The 19,033-nt window shown below is 66.3% G+C and carries 17 protein-coding genes, 1 rRNA gene and 1 pseudogene; 13 read left to right on the top strand and 6 right to left on the bottom strand.

The annotated features are described in order from the left end of the window. Positions 1-73: 73 nt before the first annotated feature. The 4 genes and pseudogenes from rrf (at position 74) to OHA42_RS31080 (ending at position 2,683) form a co-directional block, all read left to right on the top strand. A 5S ribosomal RNA gene (gene rrf / locus OHA42_RS31095) occupies positions 74-190 on the top strand. 115 nt (positions 191-305) lie between these two features. After that, positions 306-971 (top strand): class I SAM-dependent methyltransferase, encoded by a 666-nt coding sequence (locus tag OHA42_RS31090; protein WP_406231301.1) that lies wholly within the window; start codon positions 306-308, stop codon positions 969-971. A gap of 184 nt (positions 972-1,155) precedes the next feature. After that, positions 1,156-1,377 (top strand): annotated as a pseudogene (locus OHA42_RS31085) (carboxylesterase family protein); the annotation flags it as partial. Positions 1,378-1,489: 112 nt separating this feature from the next. Next, positions 1,490-2,683, top strand: coding sequence for a carboxylesterase family protein (locus OHA42_RS31080; protein ID WP_406231300.1), 1,194 nt, complete (start codon positions 1,490-1,492; stop codon positions 2,681-2,683). 51 nt (positions 2,684-2,734) lie between these two features. On the opposite strand, the gene lexA is transcribed toward OHA42_RS31080, so the two are convergent. After that, the gene (gene lexA / locus OHA42_RS31075) at positions 2,735-3,445 is read right to left on the bottom strand and encodes a transcriptional repressor LexA (RefSeq protein ID WP_406231299.1); all 711 of its coding nucleotides are present in this window, start codon (positions 3,443-3,445) and stop codon (positions 2,735-2,737) included. A 209-nt stretch (positions 3,446-3,654) separates the two neighbouring features. Between lexA and OHA42_RS31070 the strand changes: the two genes are divergently transcribed. The 3 genes from OHA42_RS31070 (at position 3,655) to nrdR (ending at position 6,232) form a co-directional block, all read left to right on the top strand. Further along, entirely contained in the window at positions 3,655-4,134 is a 480-nt protein-coding gene (locus tag OHA42_RS31070) for a hypothetical protein (RefSeq protein WP_406231298.1), read from the top strand. A 124-nt stretch (positions 4,135-4,258) separates the two neighbouring features. Then, positions 4,259-5,605, top strand: a complete 1,347-nt coding sequence (locus tag OHA42_RS31065) for a hypothetical protein (RefSeq protein WP_406231297.1) — start codon at positions 4,259-4,261, stop codon at positions 5,603-5,605. A gap of 150 nt (positions 5,606-5,755) precedes the next feature. After that, on the top strand, positions 5,756-6,232 hold the full coding sequence (gene nrdR / locus OHA42_RS31060; RefSeq protein WP_328403605.1) for a transcriptional regulator NrdR: 477 nt from the start codon (positions 5,756-5,758) through the stop codon (positions 6,230-6,232). Positions 6,233-6,271: 39 nt separating this feature from the next. Here the strand turns inward: nrdR and hrpA are convergent, their stop codons facing one another. Next, positions 6,272-10,543, bottom strand: coding sequence for an ATP-dependent RNA helicase HrpA (gene hrpA / locus OHA42_RS31055; RefSeq protein ID WP_406231296.1), 4,272 nt, complete (start codon positions 10,541-10,543; stop codon positions 6,272-6,274). Positions 10,544-10,703: 160 nt separating this feature from the next. On the opposite strand from hrpA, the gene OHA42_RS31050 reads away from it, so the two are divergent. The 4 genes from OHA42_RS31050 (at position 10,704) to OHA42_RS31035 (ending at position 13,372) form a co-directional block, all read left to right on the top strand. Beyond that, the gene (locus OHA42_RS31050) at positions 10,704-11,336 is read left to right on the top strand and encodes a Pr6Pr family membrane protein (protein ID WP_406231295.1); all 633 of its coding nucleotides are present in this window, start codon (positions 10,704-10,706) and stop codon (positions 11,334-11,336) included. A gap of 159 nt (positions 11,337-11,495) precedes the next feature. Then, a complete protein-coding gene (locus tag OHA42_RS31045) occupies positions 11,496-11,903 on the top strand; it encodes a Pr6Pr family membrane protein (protein ID WP_406231294.1) in 408 nt (135 codons plus the stop codon). Between the two features lie 19 nt (positions 11,904-11,922). Then, positions 11,923-12,120, top strand: coding sequence for a Pr6Pr family membrane protein (locus OHA42_RS31040; RefSeq protein WP_406231293.1), 198 nt, complete (start codon positions 11,923-11,925; stop codon positions 12,118-12,120). A gap of 28 nt (positions 12,121-12,148) precedes the next feature. After that, the gene (locus tag OHA42_RS31035) at positions 12,149-13,372 is read left to right on the top strand and encodes an aspartate aminotransferase family protein (RefSeq protein WP_406231292.1); all 1,224 of its coding nucleotides are present in this window, start codon (positions 12,149-12,151) and stop codon (positions 13,370-13,372) included. A 20-nt stretch (positions 13,373-13,392) separates the two neighbouring features. Here the strand turns inward: OHA42_RS31035 and OHA42_RS31030 are convergent, their stop codons facing one another. Next, on the bottom strand, positions 13,393-13,962 hold the full coding sequence (locus tag OHA42_RS31030; RefSeq protein ID WP_406231291.1) for a DUF1152 domain-containing protein: 570 nt from the start codon (positions 13,960-13,962) through the stop codon (positions 13,393-13,395). 209 nt (positions 13,963-14,171) lie between these two features. After that, positions 14,172-14,696: a GNAT family N-acetyltransferase gene (locus tag OHA42_RS31025; RefSeq protein ID WP_406231290.1), complete on the bottom strand. Its 525-nt coding sequence runs from the start codon at positions 14,694-14,696 to the stop codon at positions 14,172-14,174. Between the two features lie 236 nt (positions 14,697-14,932). Between OHA42_RS31025 and OHA42_RS31020 the strand changes: the two genes are divergently transcribed. After that, positions 14,933-16,573 (top strand): acyl-CoA synthetase, encoded by a 1,641-nt coding sequence (locus tag OHA42_RS31020; protein ID WP_406231289.1) that lies wholly within the window; start codon positions 14,933-14,935, stop codon positions 16,571-16,573. A 16-nt stretch (positions 16,574-16,589) separates the two neighbouring features. On the opposite strand, the gene OHA42_RS31015 is transcribed toward OHA42_RS31020, so the two are convergent. Further along, on the bottom strand, positions 16,590-17,318 hold the full coding sequence (locus OHA42_RS31015) for an SDR family NAD(P)-dependent oxidoreductase (protein ID WP_406231288.1): 729 nt from the start codon (positions 17,316-17,318) through the stop codon (positions 16,590-16,592). A 207-nt stretch (positions 17,319-17,525) separates the two neighbouring features. On the opposite strand from OHA42_RS31015, the gene OHA42_RS31010 reads away from it, so the two are divergent. Continuing rightward, positions 17,526-18,587: an AraC family transcriptional regulator ligand-binding domain-containing protein gene (locus OHA42_RS31010; protein ID WP_406231287.1), complete on the top strand. Its 1,062-nt coding sequence runs from the start codon at positions 17,526-17,528 to the stop codon at positions 18,585-18,587. Here the strand turns inward: OHA42_RS31010 and OHA42_RS31005 are convergent. Next, positions 18,504-18,971, bottom strand: a complete 468-nt coding sequence (locus tag OHA42_RS31005; protein WP_406231286.1) for a hypothetical protein — start codon at positions 18,969-18,971, stop codon at positions 18,504-18,506. The genes OHA42_RS31010 and OHA42_RS31005 overlap by 84 nt on opposite strands. Positions 18,972-19,033 lie beyond the last annotated feature (62 nt).

Genomic DNA, 19,033 nt, shown 5'->3' with positions numbered 1-19,033 from the left:
AGAAGCACCTTGATGAAGCAGATTGTTTTCTGTTTTTGATGGTGTGCTCTCTGTGTGGATAGTTTCATAGAGTTACGGCGGCCATAGCGGCAGGGAAACGCCCGGTCCCATTCCGAACCCGGAAGCTAAGCCTGCCAGCGCCGATGGTACTGCACTCGACAGGGTGTGGGAGAGTAGGACACCGCCGGAACATCATTCGCGAGAGCCCCCCGACTTCGGTCGGGGGGCTTTCGTCGTTTACTGACGAGATACACGCAGACACTTCCCGGCGATTATGCTGACTGGACCGCGCCGAGGGAGTGAAAATGGTTGACGTCAGGCAGGTTTGGCAGAATCCGGTGTTCGGCGCTGTCGGCGCCCGGGTCTACGATACGGTCCTCGACCGCCCTTCGATCGCGAGGCCGGTGGGCCGGGCACTGTGGGGGTGCGACACCGACCGGATGTATGCGGCGATGGATGTCGTGAACCGGATCTCGGACGGCGCAAGCATTTTGGATCTGCCAGTCGGCGGCGGCGTCACATTGCGCCGTCTCGATCCGTACCAGAAGGTTCGCTATGTCGCCGCGGACATCTCCGACCACCAGCTGGGCGCGGCGCGGCGCGTTGCCGAGCGCAATGGTCTGTCCGAGATCGAGTACGTGCGGGCGGACGTTGTCGAGCTGCCCTTCGCTGATGACGAGTTCGACCTCGTGGTGACTTTCGCGGGCCTGCACTGCATGCCCGACCCGGGTGCAGCGATTGTGTCGCTCGCCCGTGTCCTTCGCCCCGGTGGCACCATAGTGGGCAGCTGCGTGGTTTCGGGTGTCGCCGCTCGCTATGACCGGCAGATTCAGGCTCTTGGTGAGGTCGGTGTGTTCGGTCCGCCGTGTACCGCCGACGAACTTCTCGGTTGGCTCGATGCGGCAGGTCTGAGCCGAGATGAGTTCTACTGCAACGGATCTCTCGCCCAGTTCGTCGCAATGAAGCGATAGTGGGGGCGATACGGAGCGGCGCAGCGGTGTCGCGGTCATGCACTGAGCCCCGGCGACGGGGTGTCCTCGGGCCGCAGTGACCGGGCGTCCCGGCCCGGAACAGTGCCAGACGGCACGGTCTTCTGGAAGCTGTGCGGTGCGGCGGCAGCGCAGGCGCGGGAGTGCTGGTTAGCGTGCTTTTGTGATGAAACATGCCTGGTCGGCCATCGTTGGTCTGCCCATTGTGCTGGTCGGGTTCGCTCTACCGGCCTCGGCAGCACCGGTGGTGGCTGCGTCTGATGTGGTCACCATCGACACCGGACAATTGCGCGGCAGGCAGTCTGCCGGTCTGCGGTTGTTCGAGGGGATTCCCTATGCAGCGCCACCGGTGGGAGAGCTGCGCTGGCGACCGCCCGCGCTACCGGGGTCGTGGTCCGGCGTACGGGATGCCACCAGCGCGGGGCCGAGTTGTCCGCAGGGAAACGGGGCGTTCGAGGTACTGGGTTCTGGCATCGCGAAGTCGGAGGCAGCAGTTGCCGGTGCTGGTCTGGTTTCACGGCGGGAGCTTCACCAACGGGTCCGGCGATACGTATGGCGCGGGCCCGCTCATCACCGGCGGCGATGGCGACGTCATTGTCGTGACAATCAACTATCGGCTCGGTGCGCTCGGCTTTCTCGCCGCGACGGCGCTGAATGAAGGCTACGGTTCCGGCAATTACGGTCTGCTCGATCAGCAGGCCGCATTGTGGTGGGTGCAGCACAATATCGCCGCGTTCGGCGGCGATCCGGATCGGGTCACCCTGGCCGGCGAGTCCGCGGGCGCCAGTTCGGTGTGTTCGCAGCTTGCCGCGCCGAGCTCGCGGGGACTGTTCCAGGCCGTGATCATGCAGAGCGGGCCGTGCGCGGGTGCGGTGCCGATGGCGCGAGCGATGAGCGATGGCGACGCTTATGCGGCGCGGCACGGCTGCTCTGGATCGGATGTCGCGGCCTGTCTGCGTGGGCTGCCCGATGATGTGTTGGTGGCGGATCCGGTTACCGATACTGTGTCCGGTGGCGCGTTCCTGCCCAGTGGTCCGCGGGCGGCCGTGCGCGGCGGCGCCATACCGCAGCTACCGATTCTGGTCGGTGCGAACCACGATGAGATGGCACTGCGCGTGTACACGAGGTACGGGCTGGGCATGCCATTGACCGCCGAGGGGTATCACGACGCGTTGGTCGCTGCCATGCCGGATCTGACGCCGGAGCAGATCACCAGCGTCGAACACCGATACCCGGTGTCGGACTACGCGCAGCCCGCGCTCGCACTGACGAGGGCGTGGACCGATCGGGTGCTGTCGGGGCTGATCGTCGAATATGCGGAATTGAGCCGCACCAACCCGACCTATGTGTACTCGTTCGACGATCCCACGCCGCTCGGGCCGCCTTCCACTTTCCCGATGGGCGCTTATCACGCGAGCGAGTTGCTCGGGCTGTTCAACATGCGGGACCTGAGCTGGGTCTACAGCGCGGTGATCAGCCCGGATCAGCAGCGCCTGGCCAGCGACATGCGAAGGTACTGGGGTCGTTTCACGATCGCAGGCAGTCCTGATCCGGCCGGACTCCCACCCATCCCGGCCTACGATTCGGCCGCGCCGCAAGTCATGTCGTTCCGACCCGGCGGAAGCAGGCTCGTCGACAACTATGCCGCCGAGCATCAGACGGACTTCTGGTCGACTATGCCGACGCGGTGGTAGCCGACGCGGTGCGCGGGCCTCGGGGCCTCGCGCACCGCAATGACTCTCGCGTCAGATCTTGCGGATGACAGTGACGACCTTGCCGAGGATCCGCGCGTCGTTGCCCGCGATCGGCTCGAACAGCGGGTTGTGCGGCATCAGCCAGACATCCTTGCCGCTGCGTTTGAAGGTCTTGACCGTCGCTTCGCCCTCGATCATCGCGGCCACGATGTCACCGTTGTCGGCGACGTTCTGCTGACGCACGACCACCCAGTCGCCGTCACAGATCGCCGCGTCGATCATCGACTCACCGACGACCTTGAGCAGGAACAGCGATCCGTCGCCGACCAATTCGCGGGGCAGCGGGAAGACGTCCTCGACCGCTTGTTCGGCCAGGATCGGGCCACCGGCGGCGATTCGGCCGAGGACCGGGACGAAGGTCGGTGTCGGCCTGTTCGGGTCGGATTCCTCGACCGAGGACAGGCTGGTCACCGCGCGGACTGCCTCGTCGAGACCGCGAACATCCACGGCGCGTGGACGATTCGGGTCGCGGCGAAGAAAGCCTTTGCGCTCCAGCGTCCTGAGTTGGTGGGCCACCGACGACGTGGAGGTCAGCCCGACGGCATCGCCGATCTCCCGAATGCTCGGCGGGTAGCCGCGCTCGCTCACCGAGGTGCGGATGACCTCCAGTACCTTGCGCTGACGCACGGTGAGATCCGCCCCGGCCCCGGATGGGTCGGTGCCTCCTACGCTCTCGTCGCCCGTGTCGTCTGTGTGGCTCACCGCAACCGCCCTTCACCCGTCGTTGATTTCGTCTTACGAATCTAGTCCGGTCGAGCCGATGTTTCAAACATCTGTTCGAGGCATGTCGGGCGTTTCTACTGACTTTGTCGATGTCTCGTGGTAGAAATCGAACACAAGTTCTTCGAACACGTGATCGAATAGCTACCCATCGAGTCTCCAGCCAGCAGCCCACCACGGAGGTTTGTCCGATGAGCACAGCGATCAGCGACATCAGCACCATCGACGCGGCCGGCGCCGTCGAATCGGCCGAAGGCCGGGCCGATGTCGATCTCGGTTTCGATTCTGTTCCGCGGGTGCGGCGTCCGCATCGCGGTGCGGTGCGGGTGTTCGACTCGGCGCAGCGGTCTGTCGCGGACCGACGCCCGCGTGGAAACCGGCCGCGTGGCACGGTGGCGTTGTACGAGCGTCGGGTGCGGACTGCGCCGTCGGTGCAGCAGGCGCGGGGCCCGCACCCGACGGAGATGGTCGAGCAGGCTCAGGTCGGTTTCGCGGTGCTCGCGGTGGCTGCGTTGCTGAGTGCGTTGGTTGTCACGGCTTTGATCGGACTTGCGCACCTGCGGGCGGGCGCTTTCGACAAAGATGGGCCGACGACGGTGCCCGCAGTGTTCGAGCAGGGTGTCGACGGGCAACTCGTCCCCGACGTTGCTGGGGCCGGGGTGCCGCGCTAGTACGGGCCGCTGTGGCGGAGGCATCGACCGATCCGCCACGAATGGTGGCCGAATTTGTTGATCGCAAAGTAGAACATGTTGCTACTGTCCTGAAAACGTGACTCAGGCAACAGGATTCCATGCGATGACGCACCTCAGTACCGCTCGAACCATCGGCATTACCGACCGACCGAGCGCCGGCGGACGATCAGGCGGTTCCGATCGGCCCGGCCTGATGAATCGGCTCGGCTCGGCCGGACACCGCGCTCGGCTGTTTGCCCGGGTCGTTGGGCTGTTCGCCTGTCTTGTCGTCGGGTTCACGACTATTCCCGCCGCGCATGCCGCTCCCGCGTATGAGGCGTATTTGGATCTGCCCACGATCAACGGCGACGGCGGTGCGGGCGGCGGCCTGAACCCGGTTGTCCCGCTGGATGAACCGGCGTTGCGCGCGGCGCTCGACGAGGCCAGAGCCGACGCGGTCGCCCCGCAACGGTATGCCACTCTGCTACATCAGTACTGGCTGGTGGTCTCCACCCGCAACGCCGCGATCGACCTGGCGACCTGGGATCCGGCGCGCGGTGTGCGCGCCAACCAGAACACTTTCAATCTGGTGTATATCAACTACTTCCGGCTCGCCAACCAGCATCCGGAGTTCTGGTGGGCGGGCCTCGCCGGCATCGCAGGGGGTTCCTTCGCCTCGGGATTCTTCGATCTCGGCGATATCGGTGTCGTGCTCGACGTGCCCGGCATCCATCAGCTCGGCAATGCGGTGGCCGACCTGTTGCGCGCTACCCCAGAGGAATTGGTGCGCAAGGTGCCTGCAGACATCAGGTTGCTCGCCACCGAGGGCGCACGCCTGAGCGCCGAGGACCTCGCCTGGTATCAGACCCGGTTGATGATCATGCAGAAGCACATCTTCACCGACCTGGTGCCCATGCATGAAGCCTATGTCGCGCTGGGGATGGCGGGGATCGACGAGATGTATAACGCGGGGGTGATCGACGCGGATATCCGTGCCGCCTGGCAGTCGATCGACGCGCACACACCGGGCGGGTACGAAGACGCGCTGGTCCGGATGACCGATCGTGAACAGAATCGAGTCGTTGCCGACCAGTGGGACGCGACTTCCGCAGGTCGCGGCACGATCGGCCGGGTCCTCACCTACATGAGCACCGTGGCGGGCAAGCCTGCCGTGCCGGGCGTCCTGGCGCCGGGAGTGTTCGCTCCGGCGACCGTTCGCGCCGACGTTGCCGGACGCACCGTGGCGCTGCGCACCCCGCTGCCGGACTTCAACTGGGCCGACCGGGACACCCGCTGGACCTACATCACCAGCGACCTGGTGCCGCGCCATGTGGACATGGAGCGCAATCCGCCGTTCGCCGCCGCCTGGCTGGGTGAGTCGTTCTGGAACAAGCTCGCCCGCGGCCGGATGATCCAGCGAATCCCCGAACTTATCGCGGACATGACAACGCAGTGGCGGATCGGCGAGTGACGCGAGGGAATGCCACCGACCCGGCCCGGGTATCCTCGAAGTGCTATGGACGTATAGGTCTAGACCCCTGTACACGTGCTCGCCGGAATGGTCACCCCAATCGGAGCCCGGCCCGGACGCGAGCGCGCGCATCGACGAAGGATCTCCCGGATGCATTGCCCGTACTGCCGACACCCAGACTCGCGGGTCGTCGACTCGCGTGAGGCCGAGGAAGGCGCTGCCATCCGCCGCCGTCGTTCCTGCCCGCAGTGTGGCAGACGCTTCACCACGGTCGAGACCGCGATTCTGTCCGTGGTCAAACGCAGTGGCGTCACCGAGCCGTTCAGCCGCGAGAAGGTCATCCGCGGCGTGCGTCGTGCCTGCCAGGGACGCGAGGTCGCCGAGGACGCGCTGAACCTACTGGCCCAGCAGGTCGAGGACGCCGTGCGGGCCAAGGGTTCGCCGGAGGTGCCGAGCCACGAAGTCGGACTGGCCATCCTCGGCCCGCTGCGTGATCTCGACGAGGTCGCCTACCTGCGCTTCGCCTCGGTCTATCGGTCCTTCACCTCCGCCGACGATTTCGAGCGCGAGATCGCGGACCTGCGCCGACATCGGGACGAGGCGACTGTCGCGGCGACCGTCGACTGACGCCATGCTGAACCAAACGGCTGAACCAAACGGCCGTACCTAGCGACGTACCGTGTCGATCGCCTTCTCGATGCGCTTGGCCGAGACCGGGTACGGTGTGCCGAGCTTCTGGGCGAACAGGCTGACCCGGAATTCCTCGATCATCCACCAGATTTCGGTGACGGCGGTGGCGTGCTTGCGGTGCTCCGGAAGGACAGCGATGAGCCGGTCGTAGGCGGCCAGCGCCCGGTCGAGCTCGATCGTGGCCTGACGGTCGCGGACGGCCGAGCCGGGCAGTGACTCCAGGCGGACGGTCGCTGCCCGCAGATACCGGGGCAGTTCGCGAAGCCGGGTGCCGCCCCATTCGGAGATGAAGCCGGGGAACACCAGCTCGCCGAGCTGATGGCGGACATCGTCGGCGATGTCGCGGTCGGTCGCCGCCGCGAGTGCCACCGAAAGCTGGTGTGCGCCAGCAAGGACCGGGACCACCAGGCGCACGCAGCGGGTGACGGCGTCGGCGAGCTTCGGCCGGATAGCGGCGACGAGGGCGTCGAAACGGTCGGGACTGCGAACGGGACCGCCCGCGGCGGCGATGAGTTCGTCGGCGGCCGCGGCCCGGCAGTCCTCGACGAGGGCCTCCAACGAACCATACGGGTTCTGGCTCAGCGCAAGCCGGTCCGCGGCGGACAGCCCGGCTGTCACGGTACGCGGCGAGGTGGGAATCGCACGCAGCACCAGCGCGCGCGTGCCCGCCCGCATCGCGGCGACCTGTTCGACCGGCGAGCTGAGCACCCGCACGGCGACACCGTCGCCCTCCGGCACCAGCGCCGGATAGCCGGTGACCGTCTGACCGGCCACTTCGCGGCGAACGGTGGATTCGACCGTGCCGAGGGACTCCGAGGTCCACACCGTGGCAGGGGCCCGCTCCGCGCCTGCGGTGGCGCGGGCGACGGAGGCGGAAACCTGTGCGGCCAGCTGGGTTTTCAGCTGAGAGAGACTCTTGCCGCTGGCCAGGGTGCGGCCGGAGGCGTCGGTGGCCGCGAAGGTCATGCGCAGATGGTCGGGCAGAGCGGCGGGGTCGAGATCCTTCGGGGTGATCGTGACCGAGCCGAGGCGCGACAGCTCCCGTGCCAGACCGGTGCGCAGCGGTTCGGCGCGCGGGGTGAGCGCGGCGAGTGCCGCCGCGGCGAAGTCGGGCGCCGGAACAACGGTGCGGCGCAACGTCTTCGGCAGTGTCTTGATCATGGCGGCGGCGAGTTCGTCGCGCATGCCCGGCACCAACCAGTCGAACCCGACCGGCCGAACGTGGGCCAGCTGTGCTACCGGGATGCGGACCGTGACGCCGTCGTCGTCGTTGCCCGGCTCGAATTGGTAGGTGAGCGGGAAGCTCAGCTCGCCCTGACGCCACGCGTCGGGGAAATCGGTCGGATCGAGGGTCGCCGCGCCCTCGTTGACGACGGTGTCGGTCGAGAAGTCCAGCTGTGCGGGATCTTTACGCTTCGCGGTGCGCCACCAGGTGTCGAAATGCCGCACCGACACGATGTCGGCCGGGATGCGTCGATCGTAGAACTCGAAGAGCACCTCGTCATCGACGAGAATGTCGCGCCGACGGGCACGATGCTCCAGATCGGCCACATCGTCGAGCAGGGCGCGGTTGCGGTGGAAGAACTCGTGGTGGGTTTGCCATTCGCCCTGCACAAGTGCGTGTCGAACGAATAGTTCGCGCGACAGCTCAGGATCGATACGCCCGTAATCGACGGGGCGGCTGGTCACCAGCGGGACGCCGTAAAGGGTGACGCGCTCGTAGGCGCGGGCGGCGCCGCGCTTGGCAGACCAATGCGGTTCGGAGTAGGTGCGTTTGACCAGATCTCCGGCTAGGCGCTCGGCCCATTCCGGTTCCACCCTGGCGGCCATCCGGCCCCACAGCCGCGATGTCTCGACCAGTTCCGCGGCCATCACCCAGCGCGGCGGCTTCTTCGCGAGGGAGGAGCCGGGGAAAATCATGAACTTGGCGTTGCGGGCGCCGACGAATTCGCGTGATTCCGCTTCTCGGACACCGATATGCGACAGCATGCCTGCCAGCAGTGCCTGATGGATCGAGGTGGAATCCCAGGGGGTGCCGTCATCGTCGAGGGGTGCTGCCTGCACTGTGGAGTCGGGCTGTCTACCGCGCCGCGATCCGGTCTGCTGTCCGGATGCGGCAGCAGTGGACGCGTTGTCGGCCTTGGGGTTCGATGCACGTCTGTCGCGGCGTCCGCGGCGCGGGCCGGGCTCGCCATCTGCTGGGGAATCGGATATCCGGCCGCCGGGGGCGCCGCCGTCCGGCTGTGTCGACCAGCCGAGTCCCCGCGTGATGGTCCGCAGTTGCCCGTGTAGGTCCTGCCATTCCCGAATCCGCAGGTAGTGCAGGAACTCGTCGCGACACATCCGGCGGAACTGGTTGGCGGACAGCGATTTCCGCTGCTCGGTGAGGTATTCCCATAGTCGTAGGTAGGCGAGGAAATCCGAGCCCTCCACGACGAACCGTGCGTGCTTGGTGTCGGCGGCCTGCTGGTGGTCGGCGGGGCGTTCACGCACATCTTGGATCGATAGCGCGGCCACGATGACCAGGACATCGGCCAGGCAGCCGTTTCGGTTTGCCTCGACAAGCATGCGCGCCATGCGCGGATCGACCGGTAGTTGCGCCATTTCGCGCCCGATCGGCGTCAGCGTCAGCGTGGCGTCGCCGGTCGGCTTGCTGTCGAGAACCGGTGTGTGTGCGGCGTTGTCGTCACGCTGCTGTTGCTCGCCTGCGCCCCGGTCGGAACCGCGCTGTGCCCGGTCGTCGATTTCGGTCGACGGGGGTCGCCGCCGCGTGGGTTCGGCCGTAGCGCGCGGAGCGAGTGCCCCGAGTTCCTCCAGCAGCGCGATGCCGTCGCGGATGGCGCGACGGTCCGGCGCCTCCACGAACGGAAAGTTCTCGATGTCACCGAGGCCGAGCGCTGTCATCTGCAGGATGACAGCGGCCAGATTGGTGCGCAGGATCTCCGGTTCGGTGAACGCGGGCCTGGATTCGAAGTCGTCCTCGGAGTAGAGGCGAATGCAGATGCCGTCGGCCACGCGACCACAGCGCCCGGCGCGCTGCCGGGCCGAGGCTTGCGAGACCTCTTCGATGGGCAGGCGCTGCACCTTGGTGCGCATCGAATACCGGGAGATGCGCGCGGTGCCGGGGTCGATGACGTAGCGGATGCCAGGCACGGTGAGCGAGGTCTCCGCGACATTGGTGGCGAGCACCACACGACGCCCGGGATGTGGGGCGAACACCCGGTGCTGCTCGGCGGTCGACAGGCGCGCGTACAGCGGGAGGATCTCGGTGCGCGGGAGCTTCAGATCGCGCAGCGCGTCTGCGGCGTCGCGGATTTCGCGCTCGCCGGACAGGAACACCAGGACATCGCCGTCGCCCTCGGTGAAGAGTTCACCGACCGCGTCGCCGATGGCGTCGACCGGGTCGCGGTCGACGACCTTGGTGTCTTCGTCGTCTTCTTCGTCGGAGGAACCGGGTAGTTCGAGCGCGAGTGGCCGGTAGCGGATCTCCACCGGATAGGACCGGCCGGAGACCTCGACAATCGGTGCGGGAGTGCCGGATTCGTCACCGAAGTGGCGTGCGAACAGTTCCGGGTCGATGGTCGCGGAGGTGATGATCACCTTGAGATCGGGCCTGCGCGGCAGTAACTGTTTGAGGTACCCGAGCAGGAAATCGATATTGAGGCTGCGTTCGTGCGCCTCGTCGATGATGATCGTGTCGTAGCGGCGCAGCAGCCGGTCGCGCTGGATTTCCGCGAGCAGGATGCCGTCGGTCATCAGCTTGACCAGCGTGCGATCGGACGCCTGATCGGTGAACCGCACGGTGTAGCCGACAACGTCACCGAGTTCGGTGCCGAGCTCCTCGGCGATGCGTTCGGCGACGGTGCGTGCGGCCAGCCTGCGCGGCTGGGTGTGCCCGATCGTCCCGCGAATGCCGCGGCCGAGCTCCAGGCAGATCTTGGGGATCTGGGTGGTTTTACCAGAGCCGGTCTCGCCTGCCACGATCACCACTTGGTTCTCGGCGATCGCCTTCGCGATGTCTTCGCGGCGTGCGGAGACCGGCAGCTGTTCGGGGTAGCGGATTTCCGGTACCGCCGCGCGGCGGGCCTCGATGCGTCCCTCGGCCGCCGTGATATCGACCGCGACGGCGGTGAGATCGTCGCCGCGGGCCCGGTCCAGGCGTCGGCGCAACCGGTGTTCGTCGCGGAGGGTTACGGCGGCCAGGCGGTCACGAAGCTCGCGGAGAGTCGGGTCGGCTGTCCTGGTCATTGCGTCTACCAGCGTAGCGAAGCGCTCCTGCGGACCGCTCGTCGAACCCCGGTCGGGTCCGGGCATCCAGCAAGCACACCGTGCGTGACGGCGGTGACACTGCGATGTCGACGAGCTGGGTTCACCCGTGAAAGCCATCCTGATGTGCGACGATCCAGAAATGACCGCCGGTGCTGCTCCGCTGTGGATTCGTATCCCGCGCTTCGCGTTTGCCGCACTCGGCATCTTCGCCCTGGTGTGGATACCTATCCGCAACGTCGACGACGCCGGCTTCTCCGTCGCCAACTACTTCAGCTACTTCACCATCCAGTCCAATGTTCTCGCTGTCATCGTCCTGCTGGTCGGCGCCGTGCGTGACCCTCGTGATCGCCGTTGGCAGGCCATCCGTGGTGCGACCGCGCTGTACCTGCTCATCACCGGCGTCGTCTATGCCGTCCTGCTTGCCAAGGTCGACGTAATGCTCACCGACAAGTGGATCAACGACGTCCTGCACCGCATCCTTCCCATCGTCGTGGTGCTGGACTGGATCCTGGTCCCCGCAACCCTCAGCATCACCCGCACACTGGTCGGCGCCTGGCTGATCTACCCAGCTGGCTACGGCGCCTACACCCTCATCCGCGGCGCGATAGTCGACTGGTACCCCTATCCCTTCCTCGATCCCCGCGAGCAGGGCTACATCTCGCTGATCATCGGTCTGGTCATCCTCTCGGGCGTCTTCGCCCTGCTTGCCGTAGCCGTTGTCTCTCTCGGCGCACTCACTGTCCGCCGGCGCGAACCTGCCACGACGGACTGAGCGCGGTCACTCACCCCTCGGGTGCGTTCGAATTCGGCTGGGCGCGTCCGACATTGGACTGGTCCGCACCGACAATGGCCAACACGTGGGTGCACCGGTCGGCTCCGGCACCCCCTGAGCAATGGTCTGGCAGTTCCCACGCTATGCAACAATCGCACCGTGAACGCCGTCGGGATGGCTCCATGGTGGGCTCGTGTCCTGCGTATCGGGTTCGCTGCACTGGGGCTGGTGGCGCTGATCTGTGGTCCTATCCACGACCATGGATCGTTCGGCTACTCGCTGGACAACCATTTCAGCTATCTCACGATCCAATCGAACATTCTCGGGGTGATCGTGCTGCTGGTCGGCGCGCTGCTCGATCCGATCGATCGGCGGTGGCAGCTGGTCCGCGGCGCCGGCACGCTGTATCTGGTCACTACCGGCATCGTGTACGCGGTACTGCTCACGCACAACCACGCCGGGACCGAACAGCGCTGGGCCGATGACGTGCTCCATCGGATCATGCCGATCGCGATGATCGCGGATTGGGCCCTGGTGCCGGTGGCGATCGGGGCAGCGGTCCGCTGATCGCGGGCTGGCCTACCCGGTGGCATATAGCGCTTACACCCTGTTCCGGGGCGTTTTCGTGGAGTGGTATCCGTACCCGTTCATCGACCCGCGGCGTCAGGGGTATGTGTCGATGACCATCGGCTTGGTGGTTCTGGTTGTGGCGTTCGCGCTGCTCGCGGGTGCCGTCGCCGCCCTCGGCGATCTGAGCAGCCGCTGGCGGGGTGCGGACGAATGATTCGGTTCTCGAGGTAAAGGTGGTTGGTATGAGTGCACTATGGCATGGGTTCGCCGATATGGGTGCCGTCGAACGGGACGGGGCATTCGTTGTCGCGCGCGGGGAGGGCGCCTACATCTGGGACGAGGCGGGTACCAGGTATCTGGATGCGACCGCGGGCCTGTGGTTCACCAATGTCGGGCACGGGCGCGCCGAGATCGCCGATGCTGTCGCCGCGCAACTGCGCACCATCGCGCACTACTCGAACTTCGGCGACTTCGCCGAACCCGCCACCCAGCTGCTCGCGGAGAAGCTGGCGACGATCGCACCGGTGCCCGACAGCAAGATCTTCTTCACCTCCGGTGGCTCGGATTCGGTCGACACCGCGGCGAAGCTGGCACGGCGGTACTGGCACGAGATGGGGCGGCCGGACAAGACGATCGTGGTCGGCCGTCAGCGCGCGTATCACGGAATGCATGTCGCGGGAACGGCGTTGGCGGGCATCCCGGTCAATCGGGAAGGCTACGGCGAACTGATGGCCGATGCGCGCACCGTCGAGTGGGATGACGCGAAATCGCTGCTTGCCTTGATCGAGGAAATCGGCGCCGAACGCATCGCGGCGTTCTTCTGCGAACCCATCATCGGCGCGGGCGGTATCTATTTGCCGCCGGACGGTTATCTGGCCGAGGTCCGCCGTATCTGCCGCGACAACGACATCCTGTTCGTGGTCGACGAGGTCGTCACGGGGTTCGGCCGTATCGGCGGATCCTGGTTCGCCTCGTCCCGATTCGATCTCGAGCCCGACCTCATGACCACCGCGAAGGGCCTGACTTCCGGCTATGTTCCGATGGGTGCAGTCTTCATCGCCCCGCGCATTGCGGAACCGTTCTTCAGCGGGGGCGTGTGGTGGCGTCACGGCTACACCTATGGCGGTCATGCCGGTGCCGCCGCGGCCGCGCTGGCGAATTTGGAGATCGTCGAGCGCGAGGGCTTGCTGAACGAGGCGAAGCGCCTGGAATCGACCCTGCACGACAAGTTGGCACCGTTGGCCGAGCATCCGCGCGTCGCCGAAGTGCGCAGCGGTCTAGGTGCGGTCGCCGCGATCCAGCTCGCCGACCCCTCGGAAGGGCTTCCGCTGGTGAAAACCCTTCGTGCACATGGTGTTTCGGGTCGAGCGGCGGGTCAGGGGGCGATGCAGATCTCGCCTTCGTTCGTGATGACCGATGATCAGGTCGTCGAGCTGGTCGCGGGGTTCACCGCCGCCCTCGGCTGACCCTCGCAGGCTCGTGGCGGTCAGTGCGGGAACGTACGAGGCGACCGCACGGTGATCTGCGCTCGGTACTGCCCGATCCGGAGCGATATATCGGCGATATCCACGGTGTCTTCTAAAGTCGGCAGATACGCGTTGCGTGCTGCCAGCCCCGGCAGGTCGAAAGTGAAGTACATGGCCATCAGCGGGTTGACGAAAAGGTCGGTGGCCCGGCTTCTGCCACCGATCGGCACGTGGCCGTGCCGCCCGGATAGTGCTGCCGCGATCTGCCCGTTGACCAAACTCGGGCGCTTGGGCGTCAGCGCCGCGGCATGCTCGACGGCCGCGCGGTAGCGTCGAGCTTCTGGGCAATCGCCGGGTATCGAGAACGCGCCCAAGTAGGCGCCTGCCGTGTCGAGCTCGGCGATATTCTCGAGCACCTGGACATGGTTGACCCCGTGAAACGCATCGATGCCGAAGCCGAGTGCGGCGACCAGTCGCACCGGCGTCTCATCGATTCCGGCGACCGCGGCAAGACTGGCCGCGTCCTCCTCAGGTGTGCCGAGCAGATACTCATCGCCGCAAAGCAGGATGTCGGTCCCGCCGTCGATCAATACGATGGCGTCTATATCGAGCAGGTCTCCAGTCGTGTGAACGAGAGATTGGCCAGGTGGACCGAAACTCCTGCCGCGCGGAGCGCGAATGCCAGTGGGAGACCGGCGTATACGTCGAATCCGCCACCCGCCCCCGCGATCAGCACTGATGTGCGGCCGTCGAGGCGAGTGAATATTTCTGGTGTTCGCATCCGATCGGTCCGGTTCAGTCAGAGGGCGCGGGTCATGTAGACGCTGTGCGGGTCGGCGGTGTAGTCGGCGAACGGCGCGCAGCGTTCGAAGCCGTGGCGGGTGTAGAGACGTTGGGCGGGGGTGTAGAAGTCCGAGGCGCCGGTTTCCAGGCTGAGGCGGTGGTAGCCGCGGGAGCGGGCCGTCGTGATGATGTGGTCGAGCAGCAGTGTGGCGATGCCGCGACCGGCGTGGGCGGCGGCGGTGCGCATGGACTTGATCTCGCCGTGGGCGGGATCGAGTTGTTTGAGGGCACCACAGCCGAGGAGGTCGGTGTCGTCCCACACGCTCCAGAAGGTGATGCCGGGGGCACGCAGCGCGTCGAGGTCGAGAGCGTGCATGCTGCAGGCGGGGGAGTTGGCCTGCATATCGGCCAGGTGCTCGCCGAGCAGAGCGGCGATCCGGGGGCCGGAGAGGTCGTCGACGATGATCTGGACCGGGGGCGTGGTTGTCGACGCCCGTGGTGCGCGCGGTCGCAGTAGGTGCTCATCGGTGTCGCTCGGCATTCGTCCATCATGGACCGGATCCTCGGGCCGTGCGGGCGGGGTGGGGTCGGTGGGGTGTGCCACTCACTCGACGAACACGTTCGGCACGCCTTACTGTGAGGGCGCTCGCCCTCACCTCGGGTGCGGCCGACCACGCAACACCCGCCTCGATGGGTGCGGATCAGCAAGACCTCGGCCACGAGCACACCTCGGTCGACGGCGTTCGGTCGGGCACTGCCCAGCAGGGGAGCTGAATCATGAAGTTGATCGACAAAGTTGGGGCGCTGGCCGCTACCGCGGTGCGTCGGGCCGCCGATGAAACCTATTACGCCGCGCTCACGGTCCGCGCCGGACTGGCGGCGCCGGAGCGCCCGGACCGGCTCGCCAGGATGGGTGTGGCGGTGCTGCGCTCGGGCATGCTCGGTGGGCTCCCGACGGTGGCCGCCCTGCGCTATCGGGATCGCGCCGCCATCATCGACGAAATCGGGACCGTTACGTTCCGCGAACTCGACGAGCGCAGCACCGCGCTCGCCAATGCGTGGCGTGCCCGAGGTCTGCGCGACGGTGAGGGTGTCGCGATTCTGGCGCGCAACCACCGCGGCTTCCACTACGCGGTGTTCGCCGCGGCCAAGTGCGGAGCCCGAATCGTGTTGCTGAACACCGATTTCGCCGGTCCGCAGCTGCGTGAGGTCGTTGCCCGTGAGGGCGCCGATCTGCTGGTCTTCGACGACGAATACTCCGGCATGCTCGGCGATCTCACGCCGCGGCGTGGCCGCTATCGCGCCTGGGCCGACAAGCCCGGCGTCGACACCCTCGACAATCTGATCGCGGGCGGTGCGCACATGGCGCCACGTCGGGCCACCACCACCGCCAAGATCATCCTGTTGACCAGCGGGACGACCGGCACCCCGAAGGGTGCGCCGCGCAACGAACCGACCTCGCTCGCGCCGCTGGGCGCCATCCTCGGCAAAGTGCCGTTCCGGGCCCGCGAGATCACCGAATGCCCTGCGCCGCTGTTCCATACGCTCGGCTTCGCGCACGCCATCCTGGCCGTCGGCTTCGGCTCCACCCTGGTGATCCGGCGTCGCTTCGATCCGCAGGCCGTGCTCGACAGCTTGGCCCGGCATCGCGCCACCGCGCTGATCGCCGTGCCGGTCATGTTGCAGCGTCTCGTGGATGCCGGTCCGAAAGGCTTCGCCGGGTACCGCTTCCCACGCTTGCGCATTATCTTCGTCGCCGGTTCGCAGCTGGGTGCGGAGCTGTGCGTTCGGGTGACAGCGGCCTTCGGCCCGGTGGTCTACAACGTCTACGGGTCCACCGAGGTGGCCTACGCGACCATTGCCACGCCCGCCGATCTTGCCGTCGAGCCGGGGTGTGTCGGCACCCCGGTGCCCGGCACCGTCGTGAAGATCTTCGACAGCAAGGACACCGAGGTGCCGCTCGGCGTGACCGGCCGCATCTTCGTCGGCAACAACTACCAGTTCGAGGGCTACACCGGCGGCGGCGACAAGGCCCGCATCAGCGGCCTGATGTCGACCGGCGATGTCGGCCACTTCGATAGGGCGGGAAGACTTTTCGTCGACGGACGCGACGACGACATGATCGTCTCCGGCGGCGAGAACGTCTTCCCCGGCGAGGTGGAGGAACTGCTCGCCGCGCACCCGGCCGTCGCGGAGGTGAGTGCGTTCGGCGTCGCTGATGAGAAGTACGGCCAGCGCCTGCGCGCGGTGGTCGTCGTCCGTGATGGGCACACCCTCACCGAAGACGAGGTCCGCGAGCACGTCAAGACCCATCTTGCCCGCTTCAAGGTCCCTCGCGACGTGCTGTTCATCGATGAACTGCCGCGCAATCCGACCGGAAAGGTGCTCAAGCGCGTGCTGCGTGAGCTGTCGGCCTGATCGGTGAGCCGAGCCGCTACATGATGCCGAGCATGCGGCGCATCGTGTGGCGCAGATGCACGGGATCGGGCATGACGGTACGAAACCAGCCCGAGGGTGGCACTACCAGTAGCCCGCCGCGTTGGTGCTCGACACAGTCGACGATGGCGTCGGCCACCGCCTCGGCGTCGGGCTCGAAACCGGGCGTGACGGTGCTGACGATGACGCCCTGTTCGGCGAGTCCGCGGTGCAGGGCCGTGCCGAGTCCGACGACCGCATGCTTGGTCGCGCTGTAGACGGCGGCTCCGAGTGCGGCGGTGACCCCGACTGCCGAGCCGATGTTCACGATCTGGCCGTGGCCCTGCTCGATGAAGCGTGCGCCCGCCAGTCGGGACCCGGTGATGACCGCGCGCAGGTTGACTTCGATCTGGAGGTCGGTGTCCGTATCGAACTCGGAAAGAAACGAACTGGTAGGCAGGAGTTCTGCGGCGTTCACCACCACGTCCAACCCACCCAGTTTCTGTTCCGCGGTGGACAGAAACTCGGCGAATCGGACACTGTCGGTGACATCGAGCGGTAAGCCGAGCGCGGTGCCGCTGTGGATACGGTTGAGTTGATTCGTGACTGCGCGAACTCTTCCAGCATCGGAATCGCCGATCGCGATCTCGGCTCCCGCGGCCAGGAAGGCCAACGCCGCTTCTTTGCCGATGCCGTCGGTGCCGCCGGTGATCACGACGCGCTTGCCGGCAAGTGTCTTCTTCGACATTTGTTTTCGCCCGCTTTCGTCTTGCTTCGACACTATGGCGTCGACCGGCGGCACTCCATGCGATATCGGGTCATGGCCTTGCGGATACCGGCCAGCTGGAAATTTGCGGGTTGTGGTGCGAAGGCCGTTCGACCGCACGAGAATTCGGCCATCCGAACTCTGGCTATTTTCCTGCGGGCTTCGGACAACCTGGACGACGATGAGCCAGTGGCCTCATGGGAGTGGCGGCGGTCGGTGGCGAATTCGGCGATCCTCGTCGAAGTCGCCGAAAGCCATGGACTCGGTCTCTCGGAGTGTTTGTGTGGCACGGGCATCGCGCCGCAGCTGCTGATTACGCCCAGCGCCGAGGTCACCGCGGCACAGGAATTGGAACTTGTCCGCAACATCGTCACCGCGCTCGGCGATCCATGGGGTCTCGGCATCGAGGCGGGTGTACGTACGCACATCACCACCTACGGCGTGTTCGGACTTGCCGTCATGAGCAGTCCCACGATGCGTTCGGCCACCGAGGTCGCCATGCGCTACTTCAGCCTGATGACTTCGTTCTCGCGGGCCTGGCATGTCTATAACGACGAAGAATTGTGGCTCTACGTCGACGATCAGGATGTGCCCGCCAATCTGCGCGGCTTCCTCGGTGAGCGTGACGTCGCCGCGCTGCTGACGAATTGGGCGCTGGTGTTCGGCGTCGCGCCGCCGGTACTGCGCGGCGAAATCGGGGGCGGTTACCGTGAGCGGTTGCTGCCGATGCTGGAGGAGTTCGAGATACCGAGCACCGATGCCACAGGCCCGCACCTCGCGATATTCGACGCCACCGGCATGGACGCCCCGATGCCACAGGCCAGCCCCCTCACGGCCCTGTTTTTCGAAGAGCAATGCGCCGATCTGCTGCAACGGCGCGGTCTTCGACACGGGCTTTCCGGTTCGGTGCGCGAGCTGCTGATGCACCGGCTCAACGGTCGCCTCGCGCAGGAGGATGTGGCGGCGAGCCTGCATATGAGTCTGCGTACCATGCGTCGTCGGCTGGCGGAGGAGGGCACGTCCTATCGTCAGCTGTGCGTCGAGACCTATGGCAATCTGGCCGAGGAGTTGTTGGCCACCGGGCTCACCGTGGAGGATGTCGCCTTCCGGATGGGTTACTCGGGCGCGCCGAGCTTTTCGACCGCGTTCAAGCAGTGGCGCGGTATCTCACCGGGCCGATTCGCCCGCGCCGCTACCGATCGCAACCGTCCCGCAGTGCCCCGCTGTGCGGATCACCTCGAGCAAGCGTGATTTCCGGATCGTCTGAGCCTTCTCTGCGAGCACCACCTCGACGCCCGACTCGGTCAGGCGGCCGCCGTCGACCATAGCCAGCTCGAATGCACTTTCGGCCTCGGTCAGGGTGAGTCCTAGGGCGGCCCTGGTCAGCCGATCGCGGCCCCGGTCGTCGAGGCGCACGGGCACGGTGTCGGCGTTCGCAGTGACCATGCCATCGAGCAGGGCGCGGAGCTCGTCCTCGCCGGGTAGTGCGAAATCGACTACAGTGACGTCTTTTTCGAGCTCCAGCGGAGTCCGCAGGATCGGTGAAACGAGGATCGCCGCGCGAGCGAGATCACCCGTGCGGAAGGCGCGCACCAAATCTCGCAGCTGTGTGAGGGTGCGGCGAAAGGGATGCACGGATCGGATCGTAGTCGCGCGGCCCAATCGCCTCCGTCGGAAAAGGGTGCCCTAAGGGTGCG

Origin of the sequence: Nocardia sp. NBC_01009 (genome assembly GCF_045208035.1) — a bacterium.
Taxonomy (GTDB): Bacteria; Actinomycetota; Actinomycetes; order Mycobacteriales; family Mycobacteriaceae; genus Nocardia.
Note: the sequence above shows the minus strand (reverse complement) of the source record. Positions and strands in the feature narration are given on the sequence as shown.

What these genes read in the sequence shown, in the direction of transcription:
- hrpA (WP_406231296.1), bottom strand. Translation starts at nt 10,543, where the DNA reads ATGACCAGGACAGCCGACCCGACTCTCCGCGAGCTTCGTGACCGCCTG.
- OHA42_RS31020 (WP_406231289.1), top strand. Translation starts at nt 14,933, where the DNA reads ATGAAGTTGATCGACAAAGTTGGGGCGCTGGCCGCTACCGCGGTGCGT.
- OHA42_RS31025 (WP_406231290.1), bottom strand. Translation starts at nt 14,696, where the DNA reads ATGCCGAGCGACACCGATGAGCACCTACTGCGACCGCGCGCACCACGG.
- OHA42_RS31070 (WP_406231298.1), top strand. Translation starts at nt 3,655, where the DNA reads ATGAGCACAGCGATCAGCGACATCAGCACCATCGACGCGGCCGGCGCC.
- OHA42_RS31015 (WP_406231288.1), bottom strand. Translation starts at nt 17,318, where the DNA reads ATGTCGAAGAAGACACTTGCCGGCAAGCGCGTCGTGATCACCGGCGGC.
- OHA42_RS31050 (WP_406231295.1), top strand. Translation starts at nt 10,704, where the DNA reads ATGACCGCCGGTGCTGCTCCGCTGTGGATTCGTATCCCGCGCTTCGCG.
- OHA42_RS31035 (WP_406231292.1), top strand. Translation starts at nt 12,149, where the DNA reads ATGAGTGCACTATGGCATGGGTTCGCCGATATGGGTGCCGTCGAACGG.
- nrdR (WP_328403605.1), top strand. Translation starts at nt 5,756, where the DNA reads ATGCATTGCCCGTACTGCCGACACCCAGACTCGCGGGTCGTCGACTCG.
- OHA42_RS31090 (WP_406231301.1), top strand. Translation starts at nt 306, where the DNA reads ATGGTTGACGTCAGGCAGGTTTGGCAGAATCCGGTGTTCGGCGCTGTC.
- OHA42_RS31065 (WP_406231297.1), top strand. Translation starts at nt 4,259, where the DNA reads ATGACGCACCTCAGTACCGCTCGAACCATCGGCATTACCGACCGACCG.